General features: G+C 72.4%; 18 protein-coding genes and 1 pseudogene. 13 read left to right on the top strand and 6 right to left on the bottom strand.

Features of this window, described 5'->3' with window-relative positions; all coding sequences use genetic code 11:
• Positions 1 to 50: 50 nt before the first annotated feature.
• A complete protein-coding gene (locus ACIA5G_RS30745; RefSeq protein ID WP_395929443.1) occupies positions 51 to 1,076 on the bottom strand; it encodes an Acg family FMN-binding oxidoreductase in 1,026 nt (341 codons plus the stop codon).
• Positions 1,077 to 1,252: 176 nt separating this feature from the next.
• On the opposite strand from ACIA5G_RS30745, the gene ACIA5G_RS30750 reads away from it, so the two are divergent.
• From ACIA5G_RS30750 to ACIA5G_RS30760, 3 genes are all read left to right on the top strand, one after another.
• Positions 1,253 to 3,595: a heavy metal translocating P-type ATPase gene (locus tag ACIA5G_RS30750; protein ID WP_395929445.1), complete on the top strand. Its 2,343-nt coding sequence runs from the start codon at positions 1,253 to 1,255 to the stop codon at positions 3,593 to 3,595.
• Positions 3,596 to 3,859: 264 nt separating this feature from the next.
• Positions 3,860 to 4,672, top strand: a complete 813-nt coding sequence (ppk2, locus tag ACIA5G_RS30755; RefSeq protein ID WP_395929447.1) for a polyphosphate kinase 2 — start codon at positions 3,860 to 3,862, stop codon at positions 4,670 to 4,672.
• Positions 4,673 to 4,688: 16 nt separating this feature from the next.
• A complete protein-coding gene (locus ACIA5G_RS30760) occupies positions 4,689 to 4,880 on the top strand; it encodes a hypothetical protein (RefSeq protein ID WP_395929449.1) in 192 nt (63 codons plus the stop codon).
• Here ACIA5G_RS30760 and ACIA5G_RS30765 read toward each other — a convergent pair.
• Positions 4,871 to 5,488: a hypothetical protein gene (locus ACIA5G_RS30765; RefSeq protein WP_395929451.1), complete on the bottom strand. Its 618-nt coding sequence runs from the start codon at positions 5,486 to 5,488 to the stop codon at positions 4,871 to 4,873. The genes ACIA5G_RS30760 and ACIA5G_RS30765 overlap by 10 nt on opposite strands.
• Before the next feature lie 134 nt (positions 5,489 to 5,622).
• Between ACIA5G_RS30765 and ACIA5G_RS30770 the strand changes: the two genes are divergently transcribed.
• From ACIA5G_RS30770 to ACIA5G_RS30795, 6 genes are all read left to right on the top strand, one after another.
• Entirely contained in the window at positions 5,623 to 5,940 is a 318-nt protein-coding gene (locus ACIA5G_RS30770; protein WP_395929454.1) for a universal stress protein, read from the top strand.
• Positions 5,941 to 6,142: 202 nt separating this feature from the next.
• On the top strand, positions 6,143 to 6,421 hold the full coding sequence (locus tag ACIA5G_RS30775) for a DUF1918 domain-containing protein (RefSeq protein WP_395929456.1): 279 nt from the start codon (positions 6,143 to 6,145) through the stop codon (positions 6,419 to 6,421).
• Complete coding sequence (locus tag ACIA5G_RS30780; RefSeq protein ID WP_395929458.1) at positions 6,405 to 7,316, top strand: universal stress protein; 912 nt, start codon at positions 6,405 to 6,407, stop codon at positions 7,314 to 7,316. Before ACIA5G_RS30775 ends, ACIA5G_RS30780 begins: the two co-directional genes overlap by 17 nt.
• A 195-nt stretch (positions 7,317 to 7,511) precedes the next feature.
• A complete protein-coding gene (locus ACIA5G_RS30785) occupies positions 7,512 to 8,123 on the top strand; it encodes an HPP family protein (RefSeq protein ID WP_395929460.1) in 612 nt (203 codons plus the stop codon).
• The gene (locus ACIA5G_RS30790) at positions 8,120 to 9,025 is read left to right on the top strand and encodes a universal stress protein (protein WP_395929462.1); all 906 of its coding nucleotides are present in this window, start codon (positions 8,120 to 8,122) and stop codon (positions 9,023 to 9,025) included. The genes ACIA5G_RS30785 and ACIA5G_RS30790 overlap by 4 nt, the downstream gene beginning before the upstream one ends.
• Complete coding sequence (locus ACIA5G_RS30795) at positions 9,022 to 11,382, top strand: phosphoketolase (RefSeq protein WP_395929464.1); 2,361 nt, start codon at positions 9,022 to 9,024, stop codon at positions 11,380 to 11,382. The genes ACIA5G_RS30790 and ACIA5G_RS30795 overlap by 4 nt, the downstream gene beginning before the upstream one ends.
• A gap of 247 nt (positions 11,383 to 11,629) precedes the next feature.
• On the opposite strand, the gene cydD is transcribed toward ACIA5G_RS30795, so the two are convergent.
• The 3 genes from cydD to ACIA5G_RS30810 are packed head-to-tail and all read right to left on the bottom strand — an operon-like array spanning position 11,630 to position 17,421.
• Complete coding sequence (gene cydD / locus ACIA5G_RS30800) at positions 11,630 to 14,989, bottom strand: thiol reductant ABC exporter subunit CydD (protein WP_395929466.1); 3,360 nt, start codon at positions 14,987 to 14,989, stop codon at positions 11,630 to 11,632.
• Complete coding sequence (gene cydB, locus ACIA5G_RS30805) at positions 14,986 to 16,005, bottom strand: cytochrome d ubiquinol oxidase subunit II (RefSeq protein ID WP_395929468.1); 1,020 nt, start codon at positions 16,003 to 16,005, stop codon at positions 14,986 to 14,988. The genes cydD and cydB overlap by 4 nt, the downstream gene beginning before the upstream one ends.
• A gap of 15 nt (positions 16,006 to 16,020) precedes the next feature.
• Positions 16,021 to 17,421 carry a cytochrome ubiquinol oxidase subunit I gene (locus ACIA5G_RS30810; RefSeq protein WP_395929470.1) on the bottom strand — a complete coding sequence of 467 codons (1,401 nt, stop codon included), beginning with the start codon at positions 17,419 to 17,421 and terminating at the stop codon, positions 16,021 to 16,023.
• 164 nt (positions 17,422 to 17,585) lie between these two features.
• Here ACIA5G_RS30810 and ACIA5G_RS30815 point away from each other — a divergent pair, with 164 nt between their 5' ends.
• Positions 17,586 to 18,224, top strand: a complete 639-nt coding sequence (locus tag ACIA5G_RS30815) for a response regulator (protein ID WP_395929472.1) — start codon at positions 17,586 to 17,588, stop codon at positions 18,222 to 18,224.
• On the opposite strand, the gene ACIA5G_RS30820 is transcribed toward ACIA5G_RS30815, so the two are convergent.
• Complete coding sequence (locus ACIA5G_RS30820) at positions 18,221 to 19,210, bottom strand: Acg family FMN-binding oxidoreductase (RefSeq protein ID WP_395929474.1); 990 nt, start codon at positions 19,208 to 19,210, stop codon at positions 18,221 to 18,223. The genes ACIA5G_RS30815 and ACIA5G_RS30820 overlap by 4 nt on opposite strands.
• A 169-nt stretch (positions 19,211 to 19,379) precedes the next feature.
• Here ACIA5G_RS30820 and ACIA5G_RS30825 point away from each other — a divergent pair, with 169 nt between their 5' ends.
• The 3 genes and pseudogenes from ACIA5G_RS30825 to ACIA5G_RS30835 form a co-directional block, all read left to right on the top strand.
• Complete coding sequence (locus ACIA5G_RS30825; protein WP_395930322.1) at positions 19,380 to 21,074, top strand: GAF domain-containing protein; 1,695 nt, start codon at positions 19,380 to 19,382, stop codon at positions 21,072 to 21,074.
• Between the two features lie 302 nt (positions 21,075 to 21,376).
• Positions 21,377 to 21,550, top strand: coding sequence for a hypothetical protein (locus ACIA5G_RS30830; RefSeq protein ID WP_395929476.1), 174 nt, complete (start codon positions 21,377 to 21,379; stop codon positions 21,548 to 21,550).
• Positions 21,510 to 21,641: pseudogene (locus ACIA5G_RS30835) on the top strand (Hsp20/alpha crystallin family protein); the annotation flags it as partial. The gene ACIA5G_RS30830 and the pseudogene ACIA5G_RS30835, both read left to right, overlap by 41 nt.
• Positions 21,642 to 21,650: the final 9 nt, after the last annotated feature.

Here is a 21,650-nt window from a genome sequence, read left to right on the forward strand (position 1 = left end):
GGGTCTCCGTCTGGTTCGGACGGAGACCCTTTTGTGCACCACTCCTGGTCTTAGCGGCCGCGCAGCTGTGCCGGCACCGGAAGCCCGGCGCCGTAGGGGTGCGCCGGTGGGTGGACGACCTCGCCGAGCGGACGGCGTGGTGTCGCCGGGAGTGGCGCCGCGCCCTCCGGGAGGTAGCCGACCCGCACCACGAGCTGGGGCTCGCCGCGGCCGGCCAGGACGCAGTCGCGGACCAGGGCGCGGGTGCTGGTGAGTTCGAACGGTTCGGTGTACACGCACGACACGAGGTTCAGCCGGGTCGCGGTCAGCAGGACCGCGCTGGCGGCTTCCCCGGCGCGAAGGCGGTCGAGCGGGGTGTCACCCGCGGTGGACAGCACCGTCAGCACGGCGCCGTCGTGGCCCTCGCCGTCGACCAGCCCGGCGTCGGCGAAGTCGCGGACCCGCAGCTCCTGGCCCACCGTGCGCGCCGACACCGCGTTCTGCGCGGGTACGCCGTCCGGGGAGTAGCGCCGTCCGCTCCAAGCGGCCAGTTCGATCGTGTACCCGGGGTCGGCCCGGTGCAGTCCGCCGGCCTCCGCGGCGGCCTTCGTGAGGGCCGACAGCCGCGGTGCGTCGTCGACGATCTGCAGCGCCGCGTCCTGGTCGGCGGCGCTCTTCCGCAGGTACACCTCGTCCCGCACGAGCAGCGGCCGGTCGGCGAACCGGCGCCGATCCGAACGGCGGCGCGGGATGGCGGCAGCCAGTGCGATGTCGCCGTCCCGGGTTTCGTGCGGCACCAGGGTGACCCGGGCCAGCAGTTCCGGCTCGGCGGGATCCGGCAGCCGGTGGACCTGCGCGGCCCAGCCCATGGCCGCCGCGGCGACCGTGAAGTGGTGCAGGGCGCAGCCGCAGCTGACCAGCAGGTCGCGGCCGTCGGGGTCGGCATTGCGCAGCTGACGATGCGGGTCGGCGCGCAGTTCGACCGTGCGGCCGGTGAACCGCCAAGCCCAGGGCTGGCTGTTGTGCACGGACGGAGCACGCACAGCCAGTGCGATGGCCGCCCTCACCGTGTACGCGTCGGGCAGGTTGTGGTCCATCGCTTCCTCCTCGATCGGGCTGCCCCCATGCTCGTCGCGACGGGCCGCCGATCCCCAGGGCCGAAGGACTTCGCGGAGGTGACCCGGTCGAGGCCCTAAGGCCCTTTTCCGGGCGGAGGCCGGGGCCGACCCTGGGGGCTCACCCCGGCCGGCGGGAGGGACCATGCCGCACCCGAATGATCCCTTCGCCCACGCGGAAAGCACCGCGGCCGCAGGGCAACCCGGCGAGGAGGAGAAACTCCGTGCGAGCTGACGAGCGTTCGTCGAGGCACCGGGAAGCCGCTCTGCTCGGCTTCGTCGTGCTGCTCGTTGCGGCCGGTGGCGCCGCGTGGTGGCTGGGCGCGCCGACGGTGGCGAACGTCGTGTGGGCGGTGGCGGACGTCGTCACCCTCGTTCCGGCCCTGGTGTGGGTTGCGGCAGACCTGCGGGCCCGGCGCTGGGGCGCGGACCTGCTGGCGGTGCTCGCGCTGGCGGCCACCCTCGCGGTGGGGGAGTACCTCGCCGGCGCGATCGTCGCGGCGATGATCGCCACCGGGCGGGTCCTCGAAGCCGGGGCGCAACGGCGGGCGAGCCGGAACCTCACCGCGTTGCTCGACCGGGCCCCGCGCGTGGCGCACGTGCGCACGGAGACCGGCCACGAGACCGTGCCGGTCGACGCCGTGCGGCCGGGGCGGCTGATCGTCGTGCTGCCGGGCGAGGTCGTGCCGGTGGACGGCGTGCTGCCGGCCGGCGGGACCTTCGACGAGTCGGCGCTGACCGGCGAGCCGCTACCGGTGGCCCGGCCCGCGAACGACACCGTCCACAGTGGAGTGGTGAACGCCGGCGCCGCCGTCGACGTGCGGGCGAGCGCGGCCGCGGCGGACAGCGCCTACGCCGGCGTCGTGCGGCTCGCCGAACAGGCCGCGGCGCGCACCGCCCGGGTGGCCCGGATCGCCGACCGCGTCGCGCTCTGGTTCCTCCCCGCGTCCCTGCTGATCGCCGCGCTGGCCTGGGCGGTGACGGGCGAGTCCGGCCGGGCGGTGGCGGTGCTGGTGACCGCGACACCGTGCCCCCTCCTGCTGGCGGTCCCGATCGCCGTGACCGGCGGAATGTCGCGGGCGTCCAGAGCCGGTGTGGTCGTCAAGGACGGTGCCGCGCTCGAGGCTCTCGGCCGGGCCGCGGTGCTGCTGATGGACAAGACCGGCACGGTGACCCGGGGCCGCCCCGAGGTGACCGACGTCGTTTGCGCGCCGGGGCACGACGTTGCCGAGGTCCTCGAGCACGCCGCCGGTGTCGAGCAGTACTCGCCGCACGTGCTGGCCGCCGCGGTCGTGCGTGCCGCGGCTTCGGCGGGGCTCACCCCCGCACCGGCGGAGGACGTCACCGAGGAACCCGGATCCGGGGTCGAGGGCCGGGTGCGCGGCCGGGTGGTCCGGATCGGCCGTCCGACCGGGGTCGGGTTTCCGGCCTGGGCGCGCGGCGCCGCCCGCCGCGGCCGGCTTGATCTCGCTTCGGTGCTGTGGGTCGAGTTCGACGGTGAGCCCGTCGCCGCGCTGCTGGCCAAGGATCCGATCCGGTCCGACGCGGCCCGGACGATGCGTCGCCTGCGCGCGGCCGGCATCCGCGAGATCCGGCTACTCACCGGCGATCGGGTCGACAACGCCCGCGAGGTCGCGGCGTTGCTCGGTCTCGACGACGTCCACGCCGAGGTGACGCCCGCGGAAAAGGTGCGCGAGGTGGAAGCCGCGAAGGCGCGCGGGGTGACGGTGATGACCGGCGACGGCGTCAACGACGCGCCCGCGCTGGCCGCCGCGGACGTCGGTGTCGCACTCGGCTCGCGGGGCGCGACCGCGGCGGCGCAGGCCGCCGACGCGGTGATCCTCGACGACCGCCTCGACCGGCTCGCCGACGCCGCCGAGATCGCCCGCCGCTCGCGCCGGGTCGCCGTGCAGAGCGCCGTGGCCGGGACGCTGCTGTCGCTGGTGGCGATGCTCGCCGCGGCCGGGGGTTTCCTGGTGCCGGTCGCCGGAGCCCTGGTGCAGGAGGCCATCGACGTCGCGGTGATCCTGAACGCGTTGCGTGCCCTCGGCGGCGCGAAGCCGGGCGGGCCGGCGCCCGCCGAGCTGGTGCGGCGGTTCGAGGCCGAGCACGAACACCTGGTGCCGGCGCGGCTCGCGGTCCGGCAGGCGGCGGACGCACTGGCCGGCGGTGCGTCCGCGGCCGCGGACGACGCCGTCCGCACGGCGGCCCGGCTGCTGGCCGAACAGCTGCTGCCGCACGAGCAGTCCGAGGAAACCGAGCTGTACCCGGCACTGGCGCCGGCGCTGGGCGGGCCGGAGGGCACGGTGACGATGAGCCGCGAGCACGCCGAGATCGGCCGGCTCGCCCGCCGGCTGCAGCGGCACCTCGCCGAAGCGCCGGACGGCATCCAGCCCGACCAGGTCGACGACCTGCGTGCCACGCTCTACGGGCTGGATGCCGTGCTCACCTTGCACTTCGCGCAGGAGGAAGAGGCGTACTTCACGCTGCCGTCCTCGTGAGCCGTGCTGGGGAACACCGGGGGACGAACTGGGCCGCGCCGGCGCCTAGACGAGCAGGCCATGATCAGGAGCACGGGACCAGTGCGCGCCGACGCGGACACCGGCCGGGCGCCCGAGCAGGAACGTGGCAGGCATCCCCGCACGATGCTCCCCGCGGGCGCGGGCGGAGAGGGCCGCACCGCCTCGATGTGAAGGACCAAAGGCCCCGGCACCGCCGACGTCGGACCGCAGACCGCCGCTCGGTGGCTTCGTAGCGTCAAGAGCATGGCGGGTCGGAAGAAGACGCGGATTCCGCGCGAGGTCTACGAGCGGGAGCTGCTGCGCCTGCAGGCCGAGCTGGTCAAGCTCCAGGAATGGGTGCGGGCGGAAGGCGCTCGCCTGGTCGTGGTGTTCGAAGGCCGCGACGCCGCGGGCAAGGGCAGCACGATCAAGCGGGTCACCGAGCACCTCAACCCCCGCGTCGTGCGGATCGCCGCCCTGCCGGGCCCGACGGAGCGGGAGCGGACGCAGTGGTACTTCCAGCGCTACATCGAGCACCTGCCCGCCGCCGGCGAGATCGTGCTGTTCGACCGCAGCTGGTACAACCGGGCCGGCGTCGAGCGGGTGATGGGGTTCTGCACCCCGGAAGAGCACCGGCGGTTCCTCCAGCAGTGCCCGATCTTCGAGCGCCTGCTGGCCGACGACGGGATCCTGCTGCGCAAGTACTGGTTCTCCGTCAGCCTCGACGAACAGGAGCGCCGGTTCCGAGCCCGGATCGACGACCCGATGCGCCGCTGGAAGCTCTCGACCATCGACCTGCAGTCCGTGACGCACTGGGAGGACTACTCGCGGGCGAAGGACGACATGTTCGTGCACACCGACACCGCCGAATCCCCTTGGCACGTGGTGGAAAGCGAAGAGAAACGCCGGGGTCGGCTGAACATGATCGCGCACTTGCTGTCCACCGTCCCGTACTACGAGGTGTCCCGGCAGGCGGTTTCGCTGCCGCCGCGGCCCGAACCCACCGGTTACTTCCGGCCCGACCGGCGGTTGCAGGCCCACGTTCCCGACCACGCGGCGACCCTGCTGCCGCGCTGAACCGGAGGAGGAAACCATGGACGACAAGGAAAAGGCGGTCATCGAGGCCGAGGCGCGCCGTGCCATCGCCGAGCGTGGGCGGCACGGCCCGAAGCTGGGCGGCTACCTGCACGCGGTCGAGCACCGCGCGGTCAAGGAGAACGAGGAAGACGTCGTCCCGGCCGGCGCGGACGATCCGCGGCGGCCGGTGGCCGGACGTCAGGCCTGATCGGTTCGCGCATAGGCCGCGAGCGCCCGCTGCCGGGCGTTCGCGGCCATCGTGCGGATCAGGGCGGTGTGCACGGCGCCGACGGCCGGCCGGGCGGCACGCCAGTGGCGGCGGAGCTTCAGCCAGCTCTCCGGGTCGGTCGCCGCGACCCTCGTGTGCACCGTCAGCAGGGTGCGGTGCGGGCCGTATGGAAACACCGCGACGGCCATGACGATCTTGCCGTAGCCGTGCTCTTCGAAGCCGGCGAAGTCGTCGGCCTCGACCCGCCGCCACACGATCACCGGCTTCCAGAACTTCCCCGCGGCACCGAGCGCGAACTCGCTGCCCGGGCGGTCGCCGAGCAGGGTCCACTCCGATCCGGCGTCGAGGTCGTCGGCCGTGAGCCGGGTCGGCCGGCGCGGTGGGCCGTGGTGCCGGTTGCGCCATCGTTCGGGCAGCATGCGCAGCCATCCCGCGGCGGTGACGGCACCGCCGCGGACATCGGTGAAGTCCAGTTCGCGCGCCGCGGCGTACGTCTCCTTCACCGGGGCATCAACGAGGGCGGTGCGCACCAGTTCGAAGTGCGGGTGCGGGAGGAAGTGGTCGATCAGCAGGTCGGGTCCGGTCATCGTTCCAGGGTCGGCGACGGCGCCGCGCGGGACAGGCGGATTTGGTCCCCGGCGAAAGGGACTTCGTGCTCTGACCGGCGAGTACGGCGCAGACCATGCTGGCCGCACCAACGCCGTGACCGCTGGAGGATCTGATGACCGGAACCGCGACCCGCCCGGTGCTCGTCGGCGTGGACGCTTCGCCGGTGTCGTACGCCGCGATCCGCTGGGCGGCAGCCGAAGCGCTGCGCCGCGACACCACGCTGCGCTTTGGTGCACGCGTGCGTCTTCGAAGGCGAGCCGCCGCGACCGCTCGACGACTCCGAACTCGTCCTGGAGCACGTTTACCACTGGCTCCGCCGCGCCTCCGACGTGGCTTGCGAGCAGGCGCCCGGGGTCCGGGCCCGCAGGGCCTCGCCTGGCCGGTGGCCGACGGGCGGTGGACCGCCGTCGTGATGAACTCGGACGCCTAGCGCGGGATCTCCGCGCGCGCCGAGGCCGGGGCGACCGCGCCCGCGGTCGGCTGGATCGCCCTCGGCCTGCTGCTCTCCGGGGCCGTGGTGCTGGCCGGCGGCGCCGTCCTGATCGGGGTTGCCGCACACCGCGCGGCCCGGCACCCGGACACGCCCACCACTCCCGAACCCGCCACCGCAGACAGCTGAGAAAGGCAGGACCATGCACGCGAAGCCGGGTGACTGGCTCCTCATCAAGGGCCCGCGGGTCGGCGCGCCGGACCAGCACGGCCGCATCGAGGAGGTCCGCTCCGCCGACGGCACCCCGCCGTACGTCGTCCGCTGGACCGCCGACGACCACGTCTCGACGGTCTTCCCCGGACCCGACGCGGTCGTGCTGACCGCTGCGGAGGAAGAAGCCGCCGAAGCGCGAGCCCGCACCCGGTACGACCGGGTCCGGCACCTGATCCACGAGGAGGACGGTCATGCACGGCTTCATTGACGGCGCGGTCGTCGCCGGGATCGACGGCTCCGGCTCGGCCGTGCGGGCCGCTGTCTGGGCCGGGCACGAAGCACACCGCCGTGGCCGCCCGCTGCGGCTGGTGCAGGTCTACACCCTGCCGCGGGTGAAGGCGCCGATGGCGGTCGGCACCCACGAGCAGGTCCGGGCGGGGTTGGCCGAACAGGCCGAAGGCCGGCTCGCCGACGCGCGCGCCGCGGTGCTGGCCGAGCACCCCGGCCTCGAGATCACCACGGCGGCCCGCGAATGGAGCCCGGTCACCGCGTTGACGCAGGAGTCACAGCACGCCGAACTGCTGGTGCTGGGCTCGCGCGGGCTGGGCGGGTTCACCGGCTCGCTGGTCGGCTCGACCGCGGTCGCGGTGGCGGCGCACACGCACTGCCCGATCGTGGTCGTCCGGGGCCGGCAGCCGCACGACCCGCCGCCCGGCACCGGGCCGGTCGTCGTCGGCGCCGACGGTTCGCCCGACAGCGACGCCGCGCTGGGCTTCGCCTGCGAAGAGGCGCGGCTGCGCGGCACCGCGCTCACCGCCGTGCACACGTGGAGCGACATCCTCGCCGACGGCATGCTCCGCCCGCACCCGCTGCAGGAGAACCCGGACGAAATCGCCGCCGCGGAGCGCGTCAAGCTCGCCGAACAGGTGGTCGGCTGGCAGCGGAAGTACCCGGAACTGGCCATCGAGTTCGAGGTTTCCCGCGGCCGGCCGGTGCGGACGCTGCTGGAACGCGGGGAGCGGGCGCAGCTGATCGTGGTGGGCTGCCGCGGCCGCGGCGGGTTCACCGGCATGCTGCTCGGCTCGACGAGCCAAGCGCTGATCGCGCACTCGCCGTGCCCGGTGGCGGTGGTGCGGCCCCAGCGCACCGGGAGCGGGACGTGACCACCTTTTCGGCTTGATCGGGGTGCGCGCGCCCGTCCAGTGGGTGAGCGTCGAGCTGCCCGCAGCCTGGCACGACCTTCGTCCTTTGTGGACGTGAGGTGGCGAAGGGACGTTAGTCCCCACGACCGGTGACCGACGCCAGCGGCGACCCGGGGCCGGCCTTCCTAGGTTGGGAGGTGACCGAAAGGAACCCCGATGCGCGCACGCGACCTGATGACCGCGCCGGTGATCACCGTGCAGCCGTGGACGTCCGCCAAGGAGGCGGCCGAGCTGCTGTCCATGCACGGCTTCACCGCCCTCCCCGTGATCGACGACGATGACCACCTGATCGGCATCGTCACCGAAGCCGACCTGATCCGCGGCCGGATCCCGGTCGACCCGCGCCACGCCCACGAGCACCGCGACCACCCGGCCGCAGCGAACACGGTCGGGGACCTGATGACCAGCCCCGTCACCGCCATGAGCACCGGAACCGACGTCTCGGACCTGTGCCAGGCCCTGGTGGACGCCCGGATCCGCGCGATGCCGATCGTCGACGGCTCGGCCGTCGTCGGCATCGTCACCCGCGGCGACATCGTCCGCGTGCTCGCGCGGGAAGACACCGAAATCGCCCGGGACGTCAAGCACCGGCTGGAGATCTACGGCGGCGGTGGCCGCTGGAAGATCGACGTCCGCGACGGCTACGTCCACATCGTCGACCAGTACAACGACGACACCGACCGGCACGTCGCCCAGTTGCTGGCGCTCGCCGTGCCCGGCGTCGTCGCCGCAGACACCGCCTACGCGGGTGAGGAGCAGCACCGATGAGCACCACCGACCCGAGGATCACCGTCGGCGTGGACGGCTCGGCCGGCTCCACCGCCGCCGTCACCTGGGCGGCCAGGATCGCTTCCCTGCGCCACCTCGAACTCAGGATCGTCCACGGACTGCAGGTCGCCGGTCTCTACTACGGCGGCGGCATGTCCGGCATCGGCGCGACCCAGCTGTTCGACGCGGTCCTCGCCGACGGGGAACGCGCCGTCGCCGATGCCCGCAGCCTCGCCGCGTCCGTCGACAAGGACCTCGTCATCACGACGGAGCTGCCGAACGAGCCGCCGGTGCCGATACTGATCGACGAGTCCCGGCACGCCCGGATGCTCGTCGTGGGCCGGACCGGAACCGGCGGCTTCACCGGGATGCTGATCGGCGGGACGGCGGGCACGGTCGCCGCGCACGCACACTGCCCGGTTGCGGTCGTCCGCGGCCGCCACGCCTCCGCCGTCGTCCCGGAGGAGGGTCCGGTCGTGGTCGGCGTCGACGGCAGCCCGAACAGCGAACAGGCACTCGCCGTCGCGTTCGAGGAAGCTTCGCTGCGCGGTGTCCCGCTGGTCGCCGTGCACGCCTGGAACGACGCCACCTACGAGGACACCCGGGGCACCGCCCGGATCCTCACCCAGCCGGAAACCCTCGAGGAGGGTGAGGAGCGGCTGCTCGTCCAGCGCCTGGCGGGCTGGCAGGAGAAGTACCCCGACGTCGAGATCCGCCGGCAGCTGGTCCGCGACCGGCCGCGCCACGTCCTGATCGAGGCGAGCAGGACCGCCCAGCTGGTCGTCGTCGGCAGCCGCGGCCGCGGCGGCTTCACCGGGATGCTGCTCGGCTCGACCAGCCAGGCGCTGGTCCAGCACGCCCAGAGCCCGGTGCTCGTCGTCCGCCCGGAGCGGACGAAGTGACCGCGCTCGACGCCCGGCCCGCGGTGCTCGGCAGCACCGAGCTCGCCCAGGTGGATGCCCTCTGGCGGGCCGCGAACTACCTCGCGGCCGGCCAGATCTACCTGATGGCGAACCCGCTGCTGCGCGAACCGCTGCGCCCCGAGCACGTCAAGCCGAGACTGCTCGGGCATTGGGGGACCTCACCCGGTCTCAACTTCGTCTACGCCCACCTCAACCGCGCGATCCTCACCCACGACCTCGACGCCATGTTCGTCACCGGCCCGGGCCACGGCGGCCCAGCGCTGCTGGCCAACACGTGGCTCGAAGGCAGCTACACCGAGGCGTGGCCCGAAGTCACCCGGGACGGCGAGGGCATGCGGGAGCTGTTCAAGCAGTTCTCGTTCCCCGGCGGTGTGCCCAGCCACGTCGCCCCGCAGGTGCCCGGCTCGATCCACGAGGGCGGCGAGCTGGGCTACTCGCTCGCCCACGCCTTCGGAGCGGCGTTCGACAACCCCGGCCTCGTGGTCGCCTGCGTGGTGGGGGACGGTGAGGCCGAGACCGGTCCGCTCGCGACTTCTTGGCACGCCAACAAGTTCCTCGACCCGGTGCGCGACGGCGCGGTGCTGCCGATCCTGCACCTCAACGGGTACAAGATCGCCAACCCGACCGTGCTGTCCCGGATCGCCCCGGCCGAACTCGACGCGCTCCTGCGCGGGTACGGCTACGAGCCGATCTACGTCGAAGGCAGTGACCCGGAACTGATGCACCAGGCGATGGCGGCCGCGCTCGACTCGGCGGTCGCCGACCTCGCGGTGATCCGCCGGCACCGGGAACGGCCGGCGTGGCCGATGATCGTGCTGCGTAGTCCCAAGGGCTGGACCGGTCCGTCCGTTGTGGACGGTCTGCCGGTCGAGGGCACCTGGCGGGCGCACCAGGTGCCGCTCACCGAGGTCCGGCGCAACCCCGAACACCGGCGGCAGCTGGAGGCGTGGATGCGCTCGTACCGCCCGGAGGAGCTGTTCGACGAGCGCGGCCGCCCGGTCGCGGACGTCACGGCGATGATCCCGGCGGGGGAGCGCCGGATGGGCGCCAACCCGAACGCCAACGGCGGTGTCCTCCTGCGCCCGCTCACGCTGCCGGACGTCGAGGCCCATGCCGTCACCGTCCCGGCGCCGGGCGCGACGGTGGCCGAGCCGACCCGGGTGCTGGGCCGGTTCCTGCGGGACGTCTTCGCGTTCAACGCCGACCGGGCGAACTTCCGCCTCTTCGGTCCCGACGAGACGGCGTCCAACCGCCTCGACGCGGTCTACGACGTCACCGCCAAGCAGTGGCAGGCTTCGGTCGAGGCCGTCGACGAGCACCTGTCTCCCGACGGCAGGGTGCTGGAGGTGCTCTCGGAGCACCTGTGCCAAGGCTGGCTGGAGGGCTACCTGCTGTCGGGCCGGCACGGGCTGTTCAACTGCTACGAAGCGTTCGTGCACATCGTCGACTCGATGGTGAACCAGCACATCAAGTGGCTGCGTGTGCACCGGCAGATCCCGTGGCGGCGCCCAGTGGCGTCGCTGAACTACCTGCTGACCTCGCACGTGTGGCGGCAGGACCACAACGGCTTCTCGCACCAGGACCCGGGTTTTGTCGACCACGTCGCCAACAAGAGCTCCGAGGTGGTGCGGATCTACTTCCCGCCGGACACCAACACCCTGCTGGAAGTCGCCGCGCACTGCCTGCGCAGCCGGGACTACGTGAACGTGATCGTGGCGGGCAAGAACGACAGCCCGAACTGGCTCGACGCCGAACAGGCGGCCCTGCACTGCGCCCGGGGCGTGAGCATCTGGGAGTGGGCGAGCACGCACACCGACCGCGAGCCGGACGTCGTGCTCGGCTGCGCGGGTGACGCCCCGACGCTGGAAGTGCTCGCGGCCGCGAAGATCCTGCGTTCGGAGCTGCCGGACCTCGCGGTGCGTGTGGTGAACGTCGTCGACCTGATGCGGCTGCAGCCGGAAGCCGAGCACCCGCACGGCCTGGGCGACCGCGAGTTCGACGCGCTGTTCACCCCGAACCGGCCGGTGATCTTCGCCTACCACGGTTACCCGTGGCTGATCCACCGGCTGGCCTACCGCCGCACGAACCACCACGACATGCACGTGCGGGGCTACACCGAGCACGGCACCACAACAACGCCGTTCGACATGCTGGTGCTCAACCACATGGACCGGTTCCAGCTGGTGATCGACGTGATCGACCGGGTGCCGGGGCTGGTCGCGACGGCGGGGGTGCTGCGGCAGCGGATGACCGAGGCCCAGGGGCTCCACCGCCGCTGGATCCGGGCGCACGGGGAGGACCTGCCGGAGATCCGCGACTGGACCTGGGAGGGCTGAGACGTCGCTGTGGCGGTCACGATCGCCCTGGCCGAGGTGCTGTTCGCGGGCGCCCGCTGTGGAGATGGTTCGCGTCACCGCCCCGGCCGCGCCCGGCCGGGGCGGTGAGCTGCGTTCGACATGCCGCACAACGATGCCGCCGGCTGTGTCGACGCGGCGGTGTCCACTTTGGAGACTGCGGCGCACGCCAACCGCTGCGCTGGTGGGTTCCGCTGTCCTGACCCGGCTGCGTGGCTGCCGGCGGTGCTCAGGCGGCGTCGAGAGAACGCGCGGCGGTCACGTCGACGACCGGGAGCGTTGGGAACTCCGCCGGCCGGTGGGTGACCACCAGCGCCGAGCGCCCCTCGGTGGCCGCCAGGACGTCGGCGGCGAGGGCGGCTGCGGTCGGGGCGTCGAGGTGGGCCGTCGGTTCGTCGAGGAGCAGGATCGGGCGGTCCGACAACAGTGCGCGGGCCACGCCGATGCGCTGGCGTTCGCCGCCCGAGATCGGGGTGCCGTGGGTGCCCAGCGGCGTGTCGAGGCCGTCGGGCAGCGCGCTCAGCCAGGTGCCCAGCTGAGCCAGGGAGAGCGCCGCGCGCAGGTCGTCGTCGCCCGCGGTGGGGCGGGCCAGGCGGAGGTTCTCGCGCAAGGTGCTGTCGAACAGGTGTGTGTCCGGCCCGCACCAGGCGATCTGCTCCCGCACCGAGTCGCCGTCGCAGGCCCGGGTGTCGACGTCGCCGAGCAGGATCCGCCCCGCGGACGGGGTGAGGTGACGCATCAGCGCCGCGACCACCGTGCTCTTGCCCGCCCCGGACCGGCCGGTCAGGGCGAGCCGCCGGTCGGGCGCGATCTGCAGGTCCACGTTGCGGACCGTGTCGTGACGGGCGTCCGGCCAGCGGACCGCTAGTCGTTCCGCGGCCAGGCAGTCAGCTGCGGGCGCGGGCGAACCGGGCTCGGTCCGCGGCGCCGGGAGCGCGTCGAGATCCGCGAGCCGGCGTGCGGAATGCCCTGCGCCCAGCAGGCGCTGCGCGGCCTCCGGCAAGCCGGCCACCAGCTCGGCGGCCGCGAGCGGGGTCAGCGCGAGCACGGCCAGCGCGGGTCCCGGGATGGTGCCCGCCCGCACGGCCACGATGCCCAGTGCCAGGCAGGCCACCGAGGTCAACCCGACCCCGAGCGTCGCGATCCCGGCGCCGAGCCCACGCCGGATCGCGGACCGGCGGGCCAGCGCAGTCAGGCCGGCATCGAGCTCACGTAACCGGGAGTGCCGCCGCATCGCTGCATCGTGGACGATCAGGTCGGCGGAGGCCTGGAGCAGCTCGACGGTGCTCGCGCTGACGTCGGCGTGCAGGCGGGCGGTTTCCCGGTGGGCCCGGCGAGCGGTCAGGGCGGCCACGAGCGGGGCGAGGACCCCGGCGACGAGCAAGCCCGACGCGGCGGCCACCCCGGCGACGGGCAGCAGCATTCCGAGTGTGACAGCGATTCCGGCCAGGACCGTGACCGTCGAGATCCCCGGAATCAGGCCGCGCACCAGCACGTCCTGCTGGCTGTCCACATCGGACACCAGCCGGTGCAGCAGGTCGCCGCGGCGCAGCCGGGCCGTGCGGGCCGGGCCGATCCGGACCAGCCGGGCCCACACCCGGACGCGCAGGTCGGTCAGGGCGCGCTGCGCGACGTCGTGCGACAGCAGCCGCTCGAGGTAGCGCAGGATGCCCTTGGCCAGACCGAAGGTGCGCACGGCGACGATCGCCACCATCAGGCTCAGCACCGGCGGGTGCAACGCGGCGCTCGCGATCAGCCACGACGACGTCGCGGTGAGCGCGACCCCGCAGCCGAGCGCGGCGGTGGCGGCGAGACACGCCAGGACGAGCCGCCACCGATACGGGCGGACCGCAGCCAGCAACGGCCGCCACTTCGAGCTCGTACCGTCCACTGTGGATAGTTTGGTGACCGGCGCGGTGGCGGCCGGGTGAGCCTGAGCGGGCGCGACGACGGGCTCCGGCGCCACGCTGCGCGGAGTGACCGGTGCGGCGAGGGTGACGACCCGGTCGCACCGGGCCAGCACCGCGGGGTGGTGGCTGATGAGCACCGCGGTCCGCCCGGCGAGCACCTTCGGCAGCCGGTCCAGGATGGCGGCCTCGGTCTCCGCGTCGACGCCTTCGGTGGGTTCGTCGAGCAGGATGAGCGGCCGGTCGAGGAGCACCGCCCGCGCCAGCGCGACGCGGCGGCGCTGCCCGGTCGACAGCCCGGCGCCGAGTTCTCCGACCACAGTGGACAGCGGGACGTCGAGCGCCGCGGTGTCGGCGGCGGCGAGCACCGCTTCGTCGGGGGCGTCGGGGGAGCCCAGCCGGATGTTCTCGGCCACGGTCCCGGCGACCAGGTGCGGCTGCTGCGGCACCCAGGCGAGGTGCCGGTGCCAGGTCGCGCGGCCGATGCCGGCGAGGTCGGTGTCGCCGAGCGACACCCGGCCACCGTCGGGACGCCGCCAGCCGAGCAGGACGTCCAGCAGCGTCGACTTGCCTGCTCCGCTCGGCCCGGTCACGCCGACGACTTCGCCGGGCGGCACCCGCAGGCTGAAGCCGTCCAGGATCGGTCCGGACCGGCCCTCGACCGTCACGTTCTCGCAGCGCAGCGCCACCCGCGTGAGGTCCGGAACCGTGCGGGTGCCGGTGTCGGCCGCAGGCGTGCCGGCGAGCGCGATGATCTCTTCGGCGGCGGCAAGGCCTTCGGCGCTGTCGTGGAACCGGGCGCCGACGGCCCGCAGCGGGAGGTAGACCTCGGGGGCGAGGATCAGCACCACGAGCGCGGTCTGCAGGTCGAGTTCGCCGGCCAGCAGCCGGAGGCCGATCGACACGGCGACGACCGCGACCGACAGCGTCGCCAGGAGTTCGAGGGCGAGTGCGGACAGGAACGCGACGCGCAACGTCCGCATGGTCTGGGTCCGGTACTTCTCGGTGATCTCTCGCAAGGAGCGGATCTGCGCCCGCGCGCGGCCGAACGCGGTGAGCTCGGCCAGCCCGGCGACGAGGTCGAGGAAGTGGTTGCCCAGCAACGAAAGCGTCTTCCACTGACGCCGGACGTCACGCTGGGTGTAGAGCCCGATGAGGATCATGAAGAGCGGGATCAGCGGCACGGTGAAGCCCACGATGACCGCGGCCACCCAGTCGGCGGCCAGGATCCGCACACCGACCACCAGCGGCACCACCGAGGCGATCAGCAGCTGCGGCAGGTACCGCGCGAAGTAACCCTCGAGCCGGTCGACGCCGTGCGTCGCCAAGGACGCGACTTCGGCGGGGGAGCGGTCCGCCTGCCGGGGCCCGATCCGCAGCGCCGCCGCGATGACCGTCTCCCGCAGCTGGGAGAGCGCCCGCGCGGCCGCGCGGTGCGCGGTCGTCTCCGCCAGCCAGGCGATCCCGGCCCGGGCGAGCACCACGAGCAGCAGCATCCCGACCGGAACCAGCAGGTCCGGCAGCGCGAAGCCGTCGAGGAAGGCCCACGTGATCGTCTTCGCCAGCAGCTCGGCCTGGGCGAGCACCAGCATCGCGGTGAGCACGCCCAGCGCGGCGCAGGCGAGGACGAACGGCCGGACCGCGCTCGCGTGGCGCAGCAGCCGTGGGTCGAGGGGCCTCACCGGCGGGCCGCGGGGAGGCCGCCACCGGCGGGGATGGTGTCCCGGCCGATGCGCTTGCGGAAGACCCAGTACGTCCAGGTCTGGTAGGCCAGCACGATCGGGGTGAACGCGACGGCGACCCAGGTCATGATCTGCAGGGTGTAGTGCGTCGAGGACGCGTTCGTGGTGGTCAGGCTGAACGCCGGGTCGGTCGTCGAGGGCAGCACGTTCGGGTACAGCGACCAGAACAGCGTGACGGTGACGGCGATGATCGCGCCCGCCGTGCTCGCGAAGGCGAACCCCTCGCGCCCGCCGGCGGCGAACAGCACACCCGCGACCAGCAGCGCCGCGGCGATCAGCGAGGTCAGCCAGGCCCAGCCGCCGTGCTCGATCGCGGTGTAGCCGAGGAAGACGCCGCCGAACACGATCGCCGCGCCGCCGAGCGCGCGGCTGAGCGTCCGGGCGCGGTCGCACAGCGCGTCCGTCGTCTTCAGCGTGAGGAACACCGCGCCGTGGAAGGCGAACAGCGTGAGCGTGGCCAGCCCGCCGAGCAGCGCGTACGGGTTGAGCAGGGTGAAGAACGTGCCGGTGAAGTGGTGCTTCGCGTCGAGCGGGACGCCGTGGACGATGTTGCCGAAGGCGACACCCCACAGCAACGCGGGGCCGGCCGAGGCGAAGACGATGATCCAGTCCCAGGTGTTCCGCCAGCGGGCGCTGTCGATCTTCCCGCGGAACTCGAACGCCACCCCGCGCAGGATCAGCGCGACCAGCACCAGCAGCAGCGCGAGGTAGAAGCCGGAGAACAAGCTCGAGTACCAGAGCGGGAACGCGGCGAAGGTGGCGCCGCCGGCGACGAGCAGCCAGACCTCGTTGCCGTCCCAGACCGGGCCGATCGTGTTGATCAGCACGCGGCGGTCGGTGTCGTCGTGGCCGAGGACGCGCAGCAGCATGCCGACGCCGAAGTCGAAACCTTCGAGGACGAAGTAGCCGGTCCAGAGGACCGCGATGAGCAGGAACCAGATGTCGGTCAGGGCCATGACGGGTCTCCGGCGTCAGTAGGCGAAGGCCGCGGGCCGCGGCTCGTCGGAATCGGTGTCTTCGCTCGGTGCTTCCGGTGGTGGGGGACCGGCCTTGGCGTAGCGGACCATCAGGACGCCGTCGACGACCGCGAGGACGCCGTAGAGCACGGTGAACACGATCAGCGAGGTCAGGACGCTGCCCGCGGGGACCGTGGGCGACACCGAGTCGGCGGTCTTCAGCACGCCGAACACCGACCACGGCTGGCGGCCCATCTCGGTGAAGATCCAGCCGACGCTGTTCGCGAGGAACGGCAGGGCGATCCCGGCGGTCGCGACGGGGAAGAACCAGCGGGCGCGGGGAGTGCGGCCGCGGCGGAACAGCCAGAGGCCGGCCAGCGAGATCAGCAGGCAGGCGAAGCCGAAGCCGATCATCAGGCGGAACGTCCAGTAGGCGACGGGGATGTCCGGCCGGTACTCACCGGGGCCGTACTGCTGCTGCTCTGCGGCCTGCAGGTCGTTGATGCCCTCGACGCGGCCGTCGAAGCTGCCGGTGGCCATGAACGACAGCACACCGGGCACACGGACGCTGAACTTCTCCTGGGAGCCGTCGAGCGAGCCGATGGTGAACAGCGAGAACGACGCGGGCCCGACGGTGTCGTAGAGCGCTTCGGCGGCGGCCATCTTCATCGGCTGCTGCTCGGTCATCAGCCGGGCCTGGAGATCACCGGTGACGATGACACCGAGGCTCGCGATCAGCACGGTGACCAGCGCGAGCTTCATCGAGGGCCGGTAGACGTCCGCGTTGCGGCCTTTTCGCAGCTGCCACGCGCTGATCCCGACGACGAACATGCCGGCGGTCAGGAAGCACGCGGTGATGGTGTGCGCGCAGGCGCCGACGGCGGTGGAGTTGGTCAGGACGGCGCCGAAGTCCTTGAGCTCCGCGCGGCCGGTGGCGGGGTTGACCGCGTAGCCGACCGGGTGCTGCATCCAGGAGTTGGCGGCGAGGATGAAGTAGGCGGAGAGCACGGTGCCGATCGCGGCGATCCAGATCGTGGCCAGGTGCAGCTTCTTCGACAGCTTGTCCCAGCCGAAGATCCACAGGCCGAGGAACGTCGACTCGAGGAAGAAGGCGAGCAGGCCTTCGATGGCCAACGGCGCGCCGAAGATGTCACCGACGAACGTGCTGTAGTCCGACCAGTTCATGCCGAACTGGAATTCCTGCACGATCCCGGTCGCCACGCCCATGGCGAAGTTGATGAGGAACAGCTTTCCCCAGAACTTCGTCATCCGCCGGTATTTGTCGTGGCCGGTGCGCACCCACGCCGTCTGCATCCCGGCGACCAGGAAGGACAGGCCGATGGTCAGCGGGACGAAGATGAAGTGGTACACGGTGGTGATCCCGAACTGCCATCGGGCGAGGTCCAGGGTGCTCATCCGGTTCTCCTGCTCGCGCGGACGATGTTGACCACGGAAGCATCCGGTCCGACGGCCCTTCGGCGAGAGGGTCCTTGGTCACTTCCGCGACGGTCACCGGTCCCTGCCATCCAGGGCCCTGTGGTCGTAGGCTGATCTCGTCGAACCGGCTCCAGGAGGTCGCAATGCTCCGCGTATTTCTCGTCGACGACCACGAGGTCGTCCGCCGTGGTGTCGCCGACCTGCTGGACGAGGACGAGAACCTCACCGTCGTCGGGCAGGCCGGCAGCGTCTCGCAGGCGCTGGCCCGCATTCCCGCGCTGAACCCGGACGTGGCGGTGCTGGACGTGCGGCTGCCGGACGGCAACGGCATCGAGCTGGCCCGTGAGCTGCGGTCCAAGCTGCCGGAGCTCAAGTGCCTGATGCTGACGTCCTACACCGACGAGCAGGCGATGCTCGACGCGGTGATGGCCGGCGCGAGCGGGTTCGTCATCAAGGACATCAAGGGCATGGACCTGGTCTCGGCCGTGCAGGACGTCGGCGCGGGCAAGTCCCTGCTCGACGCCCACGCGGCGGCCGCGCTGATGGCCAAGCTCCGCGACAGCCAGGCCAAGAAGGGCCCGCTCGCCGATCTCTCGGACCAGGAGAAGAGGCTGCTGGAGCTGATCGGCGAGGGGCTGACCAACCGGCAGATCTCCGAGCGGATGTTCCTGGCCGAGAAAACGGTGAAGAACTACGTGTCGCGGCTGCTGACCAAGCTCGGCATGGAGCGCCGCACGCAGGCCGCCGTGCTCGCCACCGAACTGCGCAACCAGAACGGTTAGGCGCTCAGCCGGTCCGGGTCCAGCAGGACGTCGTCCAGGGACCGCCGTGGGGTCCACGGCACCGGTGCGCCGCGGCCGAGGCGCAGCACGATCTGCGGCCACAAACCGCCGCCGAGCAGGTGGCGGAGCTCGTCGCGCACGGCCGGGACCTCGACCGGCTGGGAGATGAACGATGCGTCGAGCCCGGCGGCGGTGGCCGTCAGCAGGACCCGCTGCATCGCCTGGCCGGCGCGGAGCCGGTCGGCGCGGGTGTCGTCGAAGGAGCCGATGACCACGACGAGGGGTTCGGAGTGGTCGGTCCGCTCGCGGCGCCGCGAGCCGAAGTCCCGCAAGACCCAGCCGCCGTTGTCCGAGGGCATCGCCCCCGCCGCGTACTCGGGGACGCCGTCACGGCTGCTGCGGTCGCGCGCCGTCCAGCGCTGCCACTCGGCGAGGAAGGCCGGGTCGGCCATCTGGGCCTGGTGTCCTTTGTGCACGAGCTCCCGCAGGTTCTCCCGCTGCCGGGCGTCCAGCCGGGGCAGCCAGGCCTGCTCGACCTCGGCGGCGTGCCGCAGCTCGGCCACCACCGCGGGCGGGATGACGGCCGCTTCGAACGGCGTGCGGTTGGTGTGACGGCGCGGGATCGCGTCGGCCAGGCCGACCAGCCGGGGATCGGGTTTGCGGACCGCGAACGGCCGGACCACCGCGAGCAGCGTGGGATCGCCACGCCGGGGAAGCAGCGTCGTCGCCGGGTGGGCGCCGAGAGCGTGGATCGCGGTGCGCAGGTTGAACAACGCTGCCCCGCACGAGAGCAGCAGCTCCCGCTGGTCGGTGTCGGCCACCGGCAGGGCGCGGTCCGGATCGGCGTGCAGCTCGAGGCCCGCCGGAGTGCAGCGGAACCGCCAGGGCTGCGTGTTGTGCGTCGACGGGGCGAGCACCGCAGCACCGATCACGGACTTCACCTGATCGGAGTCCAGCAAGCCGATCGAGGTGATGGGTAGTGTCATGGTTTCCCCTCGGTGCCGGGGAGCGGCACACTGTCGTTCCGAAAGCCTTCCCGCGACGGTCTCTCGCAACGCAGCAGTGCGGAAAGGGGAGAAAGTCACCAGTGGGACAGACGATGTGGAGGTCGTGATCAGCGAGCCGGGACAGCGGTCGGACAAAGGGCAGCGGCGGATGTCGGGCACGCTGTCGGGCCTTCGGCTGCGCGAGGTGCTGCGCGACCTGCAGGACCGGATCGAGCTGCTGATCGGCACGCGCGACAAGATGGACGGCCTGCTCGACGCGGTGCTGGCCGTCGCGTCCGGACTGGAGCTGGACACCACCCTGCGCCGCATCGTGGACGCCGCGATCGAGCTCGGTGAAGCGAAGTACGGCGCGCTCGGGGTGCTGGCCGAGGACGGCTCGCTGTCCGAGTTCATCTACGTCGGCATCAACGACGAGGCCCGCCGGCTGATCGGTGACCTGCCCGAAGGTCACGGCGTTCTCGGCGTGGTCATCGACGAGGCGAAACCGTTGCGGCTGGAGGAAATCTCGGCTCACCCGGCTTCGGTCGGGTTCCCCGCCCACCACCCGCCGATGCACACCTTCCTCGGCGTGCCGGTGCGCGTGCGCGACGAAGTGTTCGGCCGGCTGTACCTGACCGAGAAGAAGGACGGGGAACAGTTCACCGACGACGACGAGGTCGTCGTGCAGGCGCTGGCCGCGGCGGCCGGCATCGCGATCGAGAACGCGCACCTCTACGAGCAGGCGCGGGTGCGGCAGCAGTGGCTGGCCGCGACCAGCGAGGTGACGACCGAGCTGCTCGGCGGAACCGACCCGGCCGAAGCGCTCAACACGATCGCGACCCGCGCGCTGGAACTGACCGGCTCCGACGTCACGATGCTCGCGCTGCCGAACTCCGGGCGGCTCGACGTCGACGAGGACTGGGGTGACGACGTCGACGACCTGACGGTCACGGTCTGCGCGGGAACGAGGGCGGCCGAGCTGTCGGGCACGCACATCGACCTCGAGGAGAGCGTGCCCGGCGCGGTCTACCGGGACCGGACACCCCGCAGCGTCGGCGAACTCGGTCTGCGTGAGCACCGCTTCGGTCCCGCGCTGGTGGTTCCGCTGCGCGCGGGGGACCGGACGACCGGGGTGCTCATCGCGGCCCGGGAGCCGGGGGCCGGGTCGTTCGAGTCGGCCCAGCTGTCGGTCGTGGCGTCCTTCGCCGACCAGGCGGCACTGGCGCTGCAGCTGGCGGCGCAGCAGCGGGCCGCGCGCGAGCTGGACGTGCTCGGCGATCGTGACCGGATCGCCCGCGACCTGCACGACCACGTGATCCAGCGGCTGTTCGCCGTCGGCCTGTCGATGCAGAGCACGCAGCGGCGGACGAAGTCGCCGGAGCTGCAGAAACGGCTCGGGGACAGCATCGAGCAGATGCACGAGATCGTGCAGGAGATCCGCACGGCGATCTTCGACCTGCACGGCGGCGCGGCGGGGGAGATGGGGCTGCGGCTGCGGCACCGGCTGCACGACGCGGTCGCCGAGCTGACCGACGACGCGCCGGTGCACCCGACGGTCAGCATGTCCGGGCCGATCGACACGCTGCCCACGCAGCTCGCCGAGCACGTCGAGGCGGTGGTGCGCGAGGCCGTCAGCAACGCGGTCCGGCACGCGGAGGCCTCGACGCTGTCGGTCTCGGTCGCGGTGAAGGACGACGTGATCCGCGTCGTGGTGCTCGACGACGGCCGCGGGTTGCCCGCGGACGTCTCGCCGAGCGGGCTCGGCAACCTCGGTGACCGCGCCGAGGCCTCCGGCGGCTCGTTTTCACTGGGAACCGGCCCCGAGGGCGGCCTGAAGGTCGAGTGGTCGGCGCCGGTCGGCTGAATCTGCCCGCCGGCTCGCCTTGAATCGAACATGTGTTCTAATCTGACGTGGGTGCCGGGCGAGGTGGGGAAGACCCCGCCCGGCACCCGTCGCCGTGGCGCGGACGACGCCTCACGTGGCGTCGAGCCCGCGGGCCCGTGCTCGACCGTGACGTCGAAACTCCAGGTTTCGCTCGCTGGTCCATCTCCTGCGCTTCGGTGACGAAGGTCCTCGCGGTTCGGGCAGTCCGGCCGCGTCGCGGCGCACCGCTCCCGAGGTCTCCTTGTGGTGCGGCGCCCGCCGTCGCGGGAGAGGAGAACAAGATGACTGCCTTGGTGCCGGGTGCACGCCTGGCGTTGCCGAGCATCGCGGCGTGGCTGGAGAACCCCTGGCCGTTCGCCGAGCACAACCCCGTGCGGATCGAGGAGTCCACAGAGGACGGCAAGTTCCTCGTCCGTGCGGAGCTGTGCGGCGAAGGAGCAGGCCGAAGGCCGTAGCGAGTTCTTCTACGGCACCTTCAGCCGCACGGTCAGCCTGCCGGCCGGGGCCGACCCGGCGAAGGTCAAGGCGACGTACTCCGACGGCATCCTCGAGATC

It is taken from the genome of Amycolatopsis sp. NPDC051758 (assembly GCF_044453095.1).
Classification (GTDB): Bacteria; Actinomycetota; Actinomycetes; order Mycobacteriales; family Pseudonocardiaceae; genus Amycolatopsis.

What these genes read in the sequence shown, in the direction of transcription:
- ACIA5G_RS30745 (WP_395929443.1), bottom strand. Translation starts at nt 1,076, where the DNA reads ATGGACCACAACCTGCCCGACGCGTACACGGTGAGGGCGGCCATCGCA.
- ACIA5G_RS30750 (WP_395929445.1), top strand. Translation starts at nt 1,253, where the DNA reads ATGATCCCTTCGCCCACGCGGAAAGCACCGCGGCCGCAGGGCAACCCG.
- ppk2 (WP_395929447.1), top strand. Translation starts at nt 3,860, where the DNA reads ATGGCGGGTCGGAAGAAGACGCGGATTCCGCGCGAGGTCTACGAGCGG.
- ACIA5G_RS30760 (WP_395929449.1), top strand. Translation starts at nt 4,689, where the DNA reads ATGGACGACAAGGAAAAGGCGGTCATCGAGGCCGAGGCGCGCCGTGCC.
- ACIA5G_RS30765 (WP_395929451.1), bottom strand. Translation starts at nt 5,488, where the DNA reads ATGACCGGACCCGACCTGCTGATCGACCACTTCCTCCCGCACCCGCAC.
- ACIA5G_RS30770 (WP_395929454.1), top strand. Translation starts at nt 5,623, where the DNA reads ATGACCGGAACCGCGACCCGCCCGGTGCTCGTCGGCGTGGACGCTTCG.
- ACIA5G_RS30775 (WP_395929456.1), top strand. Translation starts at nt 6,143, where the DNA reads ATGCACGCGAAGCCGGGTGACTGGCTCCTCATCAAGGGCCCGCGGGTC.
- ACIA5G_RS30780 (WP_395929458.1), top strand. Translation starts at nt 6,405, where the DNA reads ATGCACGGCTTCATTGACGGCGCGGTCGTCGCCGGGATCGACGGCTCC.
- ACIA5G_RS30785 (WP_395929460.1), top strand. Translation starts at nt 7,512, where the DNA reads ATGCGCGCACGCGACCTGATGACCGCGCCGGTGATCACCGTGCAGCCG.
- ACIA5G_RS30790 (WP_395929462.1), top strand. Translation starts at nt 8,120, where the DNA reads ATGAGCACCACCGACCCGAGGATCACCGTCGGCGTGGACGGCTCGGCC.
- cydB (WP_395929468.1), bottom strand. Translation starts at nt 16,005, where the DNA reads ATGGCCCTGACCGACATCTGGTTCCTGCTCATCGCGGTCCTCTGGACC.
- ACIA5G_RS30810 (WP_395929470.1), bottom strand. Translation starts at nt 17,421, where the DNA reads ATGAGCACCCTGGACCTCGCCCGATGGCAGTTCGGGATCACCACCGTG.
- ACIA5G_RS30815 (WP_395929472.1), top strand. Translation starts at nt 17,586, where the DNA reads ATGCTCCGCGTATTTCTCGTCGACGACCACGAGGTCGTCCGCCGTGGT.
- ACIA5G_RS30820 (WP_395929474.1), bottom strand. Translation starts at nt 19,210, where the DNA reads ATGACACTACCCATCACCTCGATCGGCTTGCTGGACTCCGATCAGGTG.
- ACIA5G_RS30825 (WP_395930322.1), top strand. Translation starts at nt 19,380, where the DNA reads ATGTCGGGCACGCTGTCGGGCCTTCGGCTGCGCGAGGTGCTGCGCGAC.
- ACIA5G_RS30830 (WP_395929476.1), top strand. Translation starts at nt 21,377, where the DNA reads ATGACTGCCTTGGTGCCGGGTGCACGCCTGGCGTTGCCGAGCATCGCG.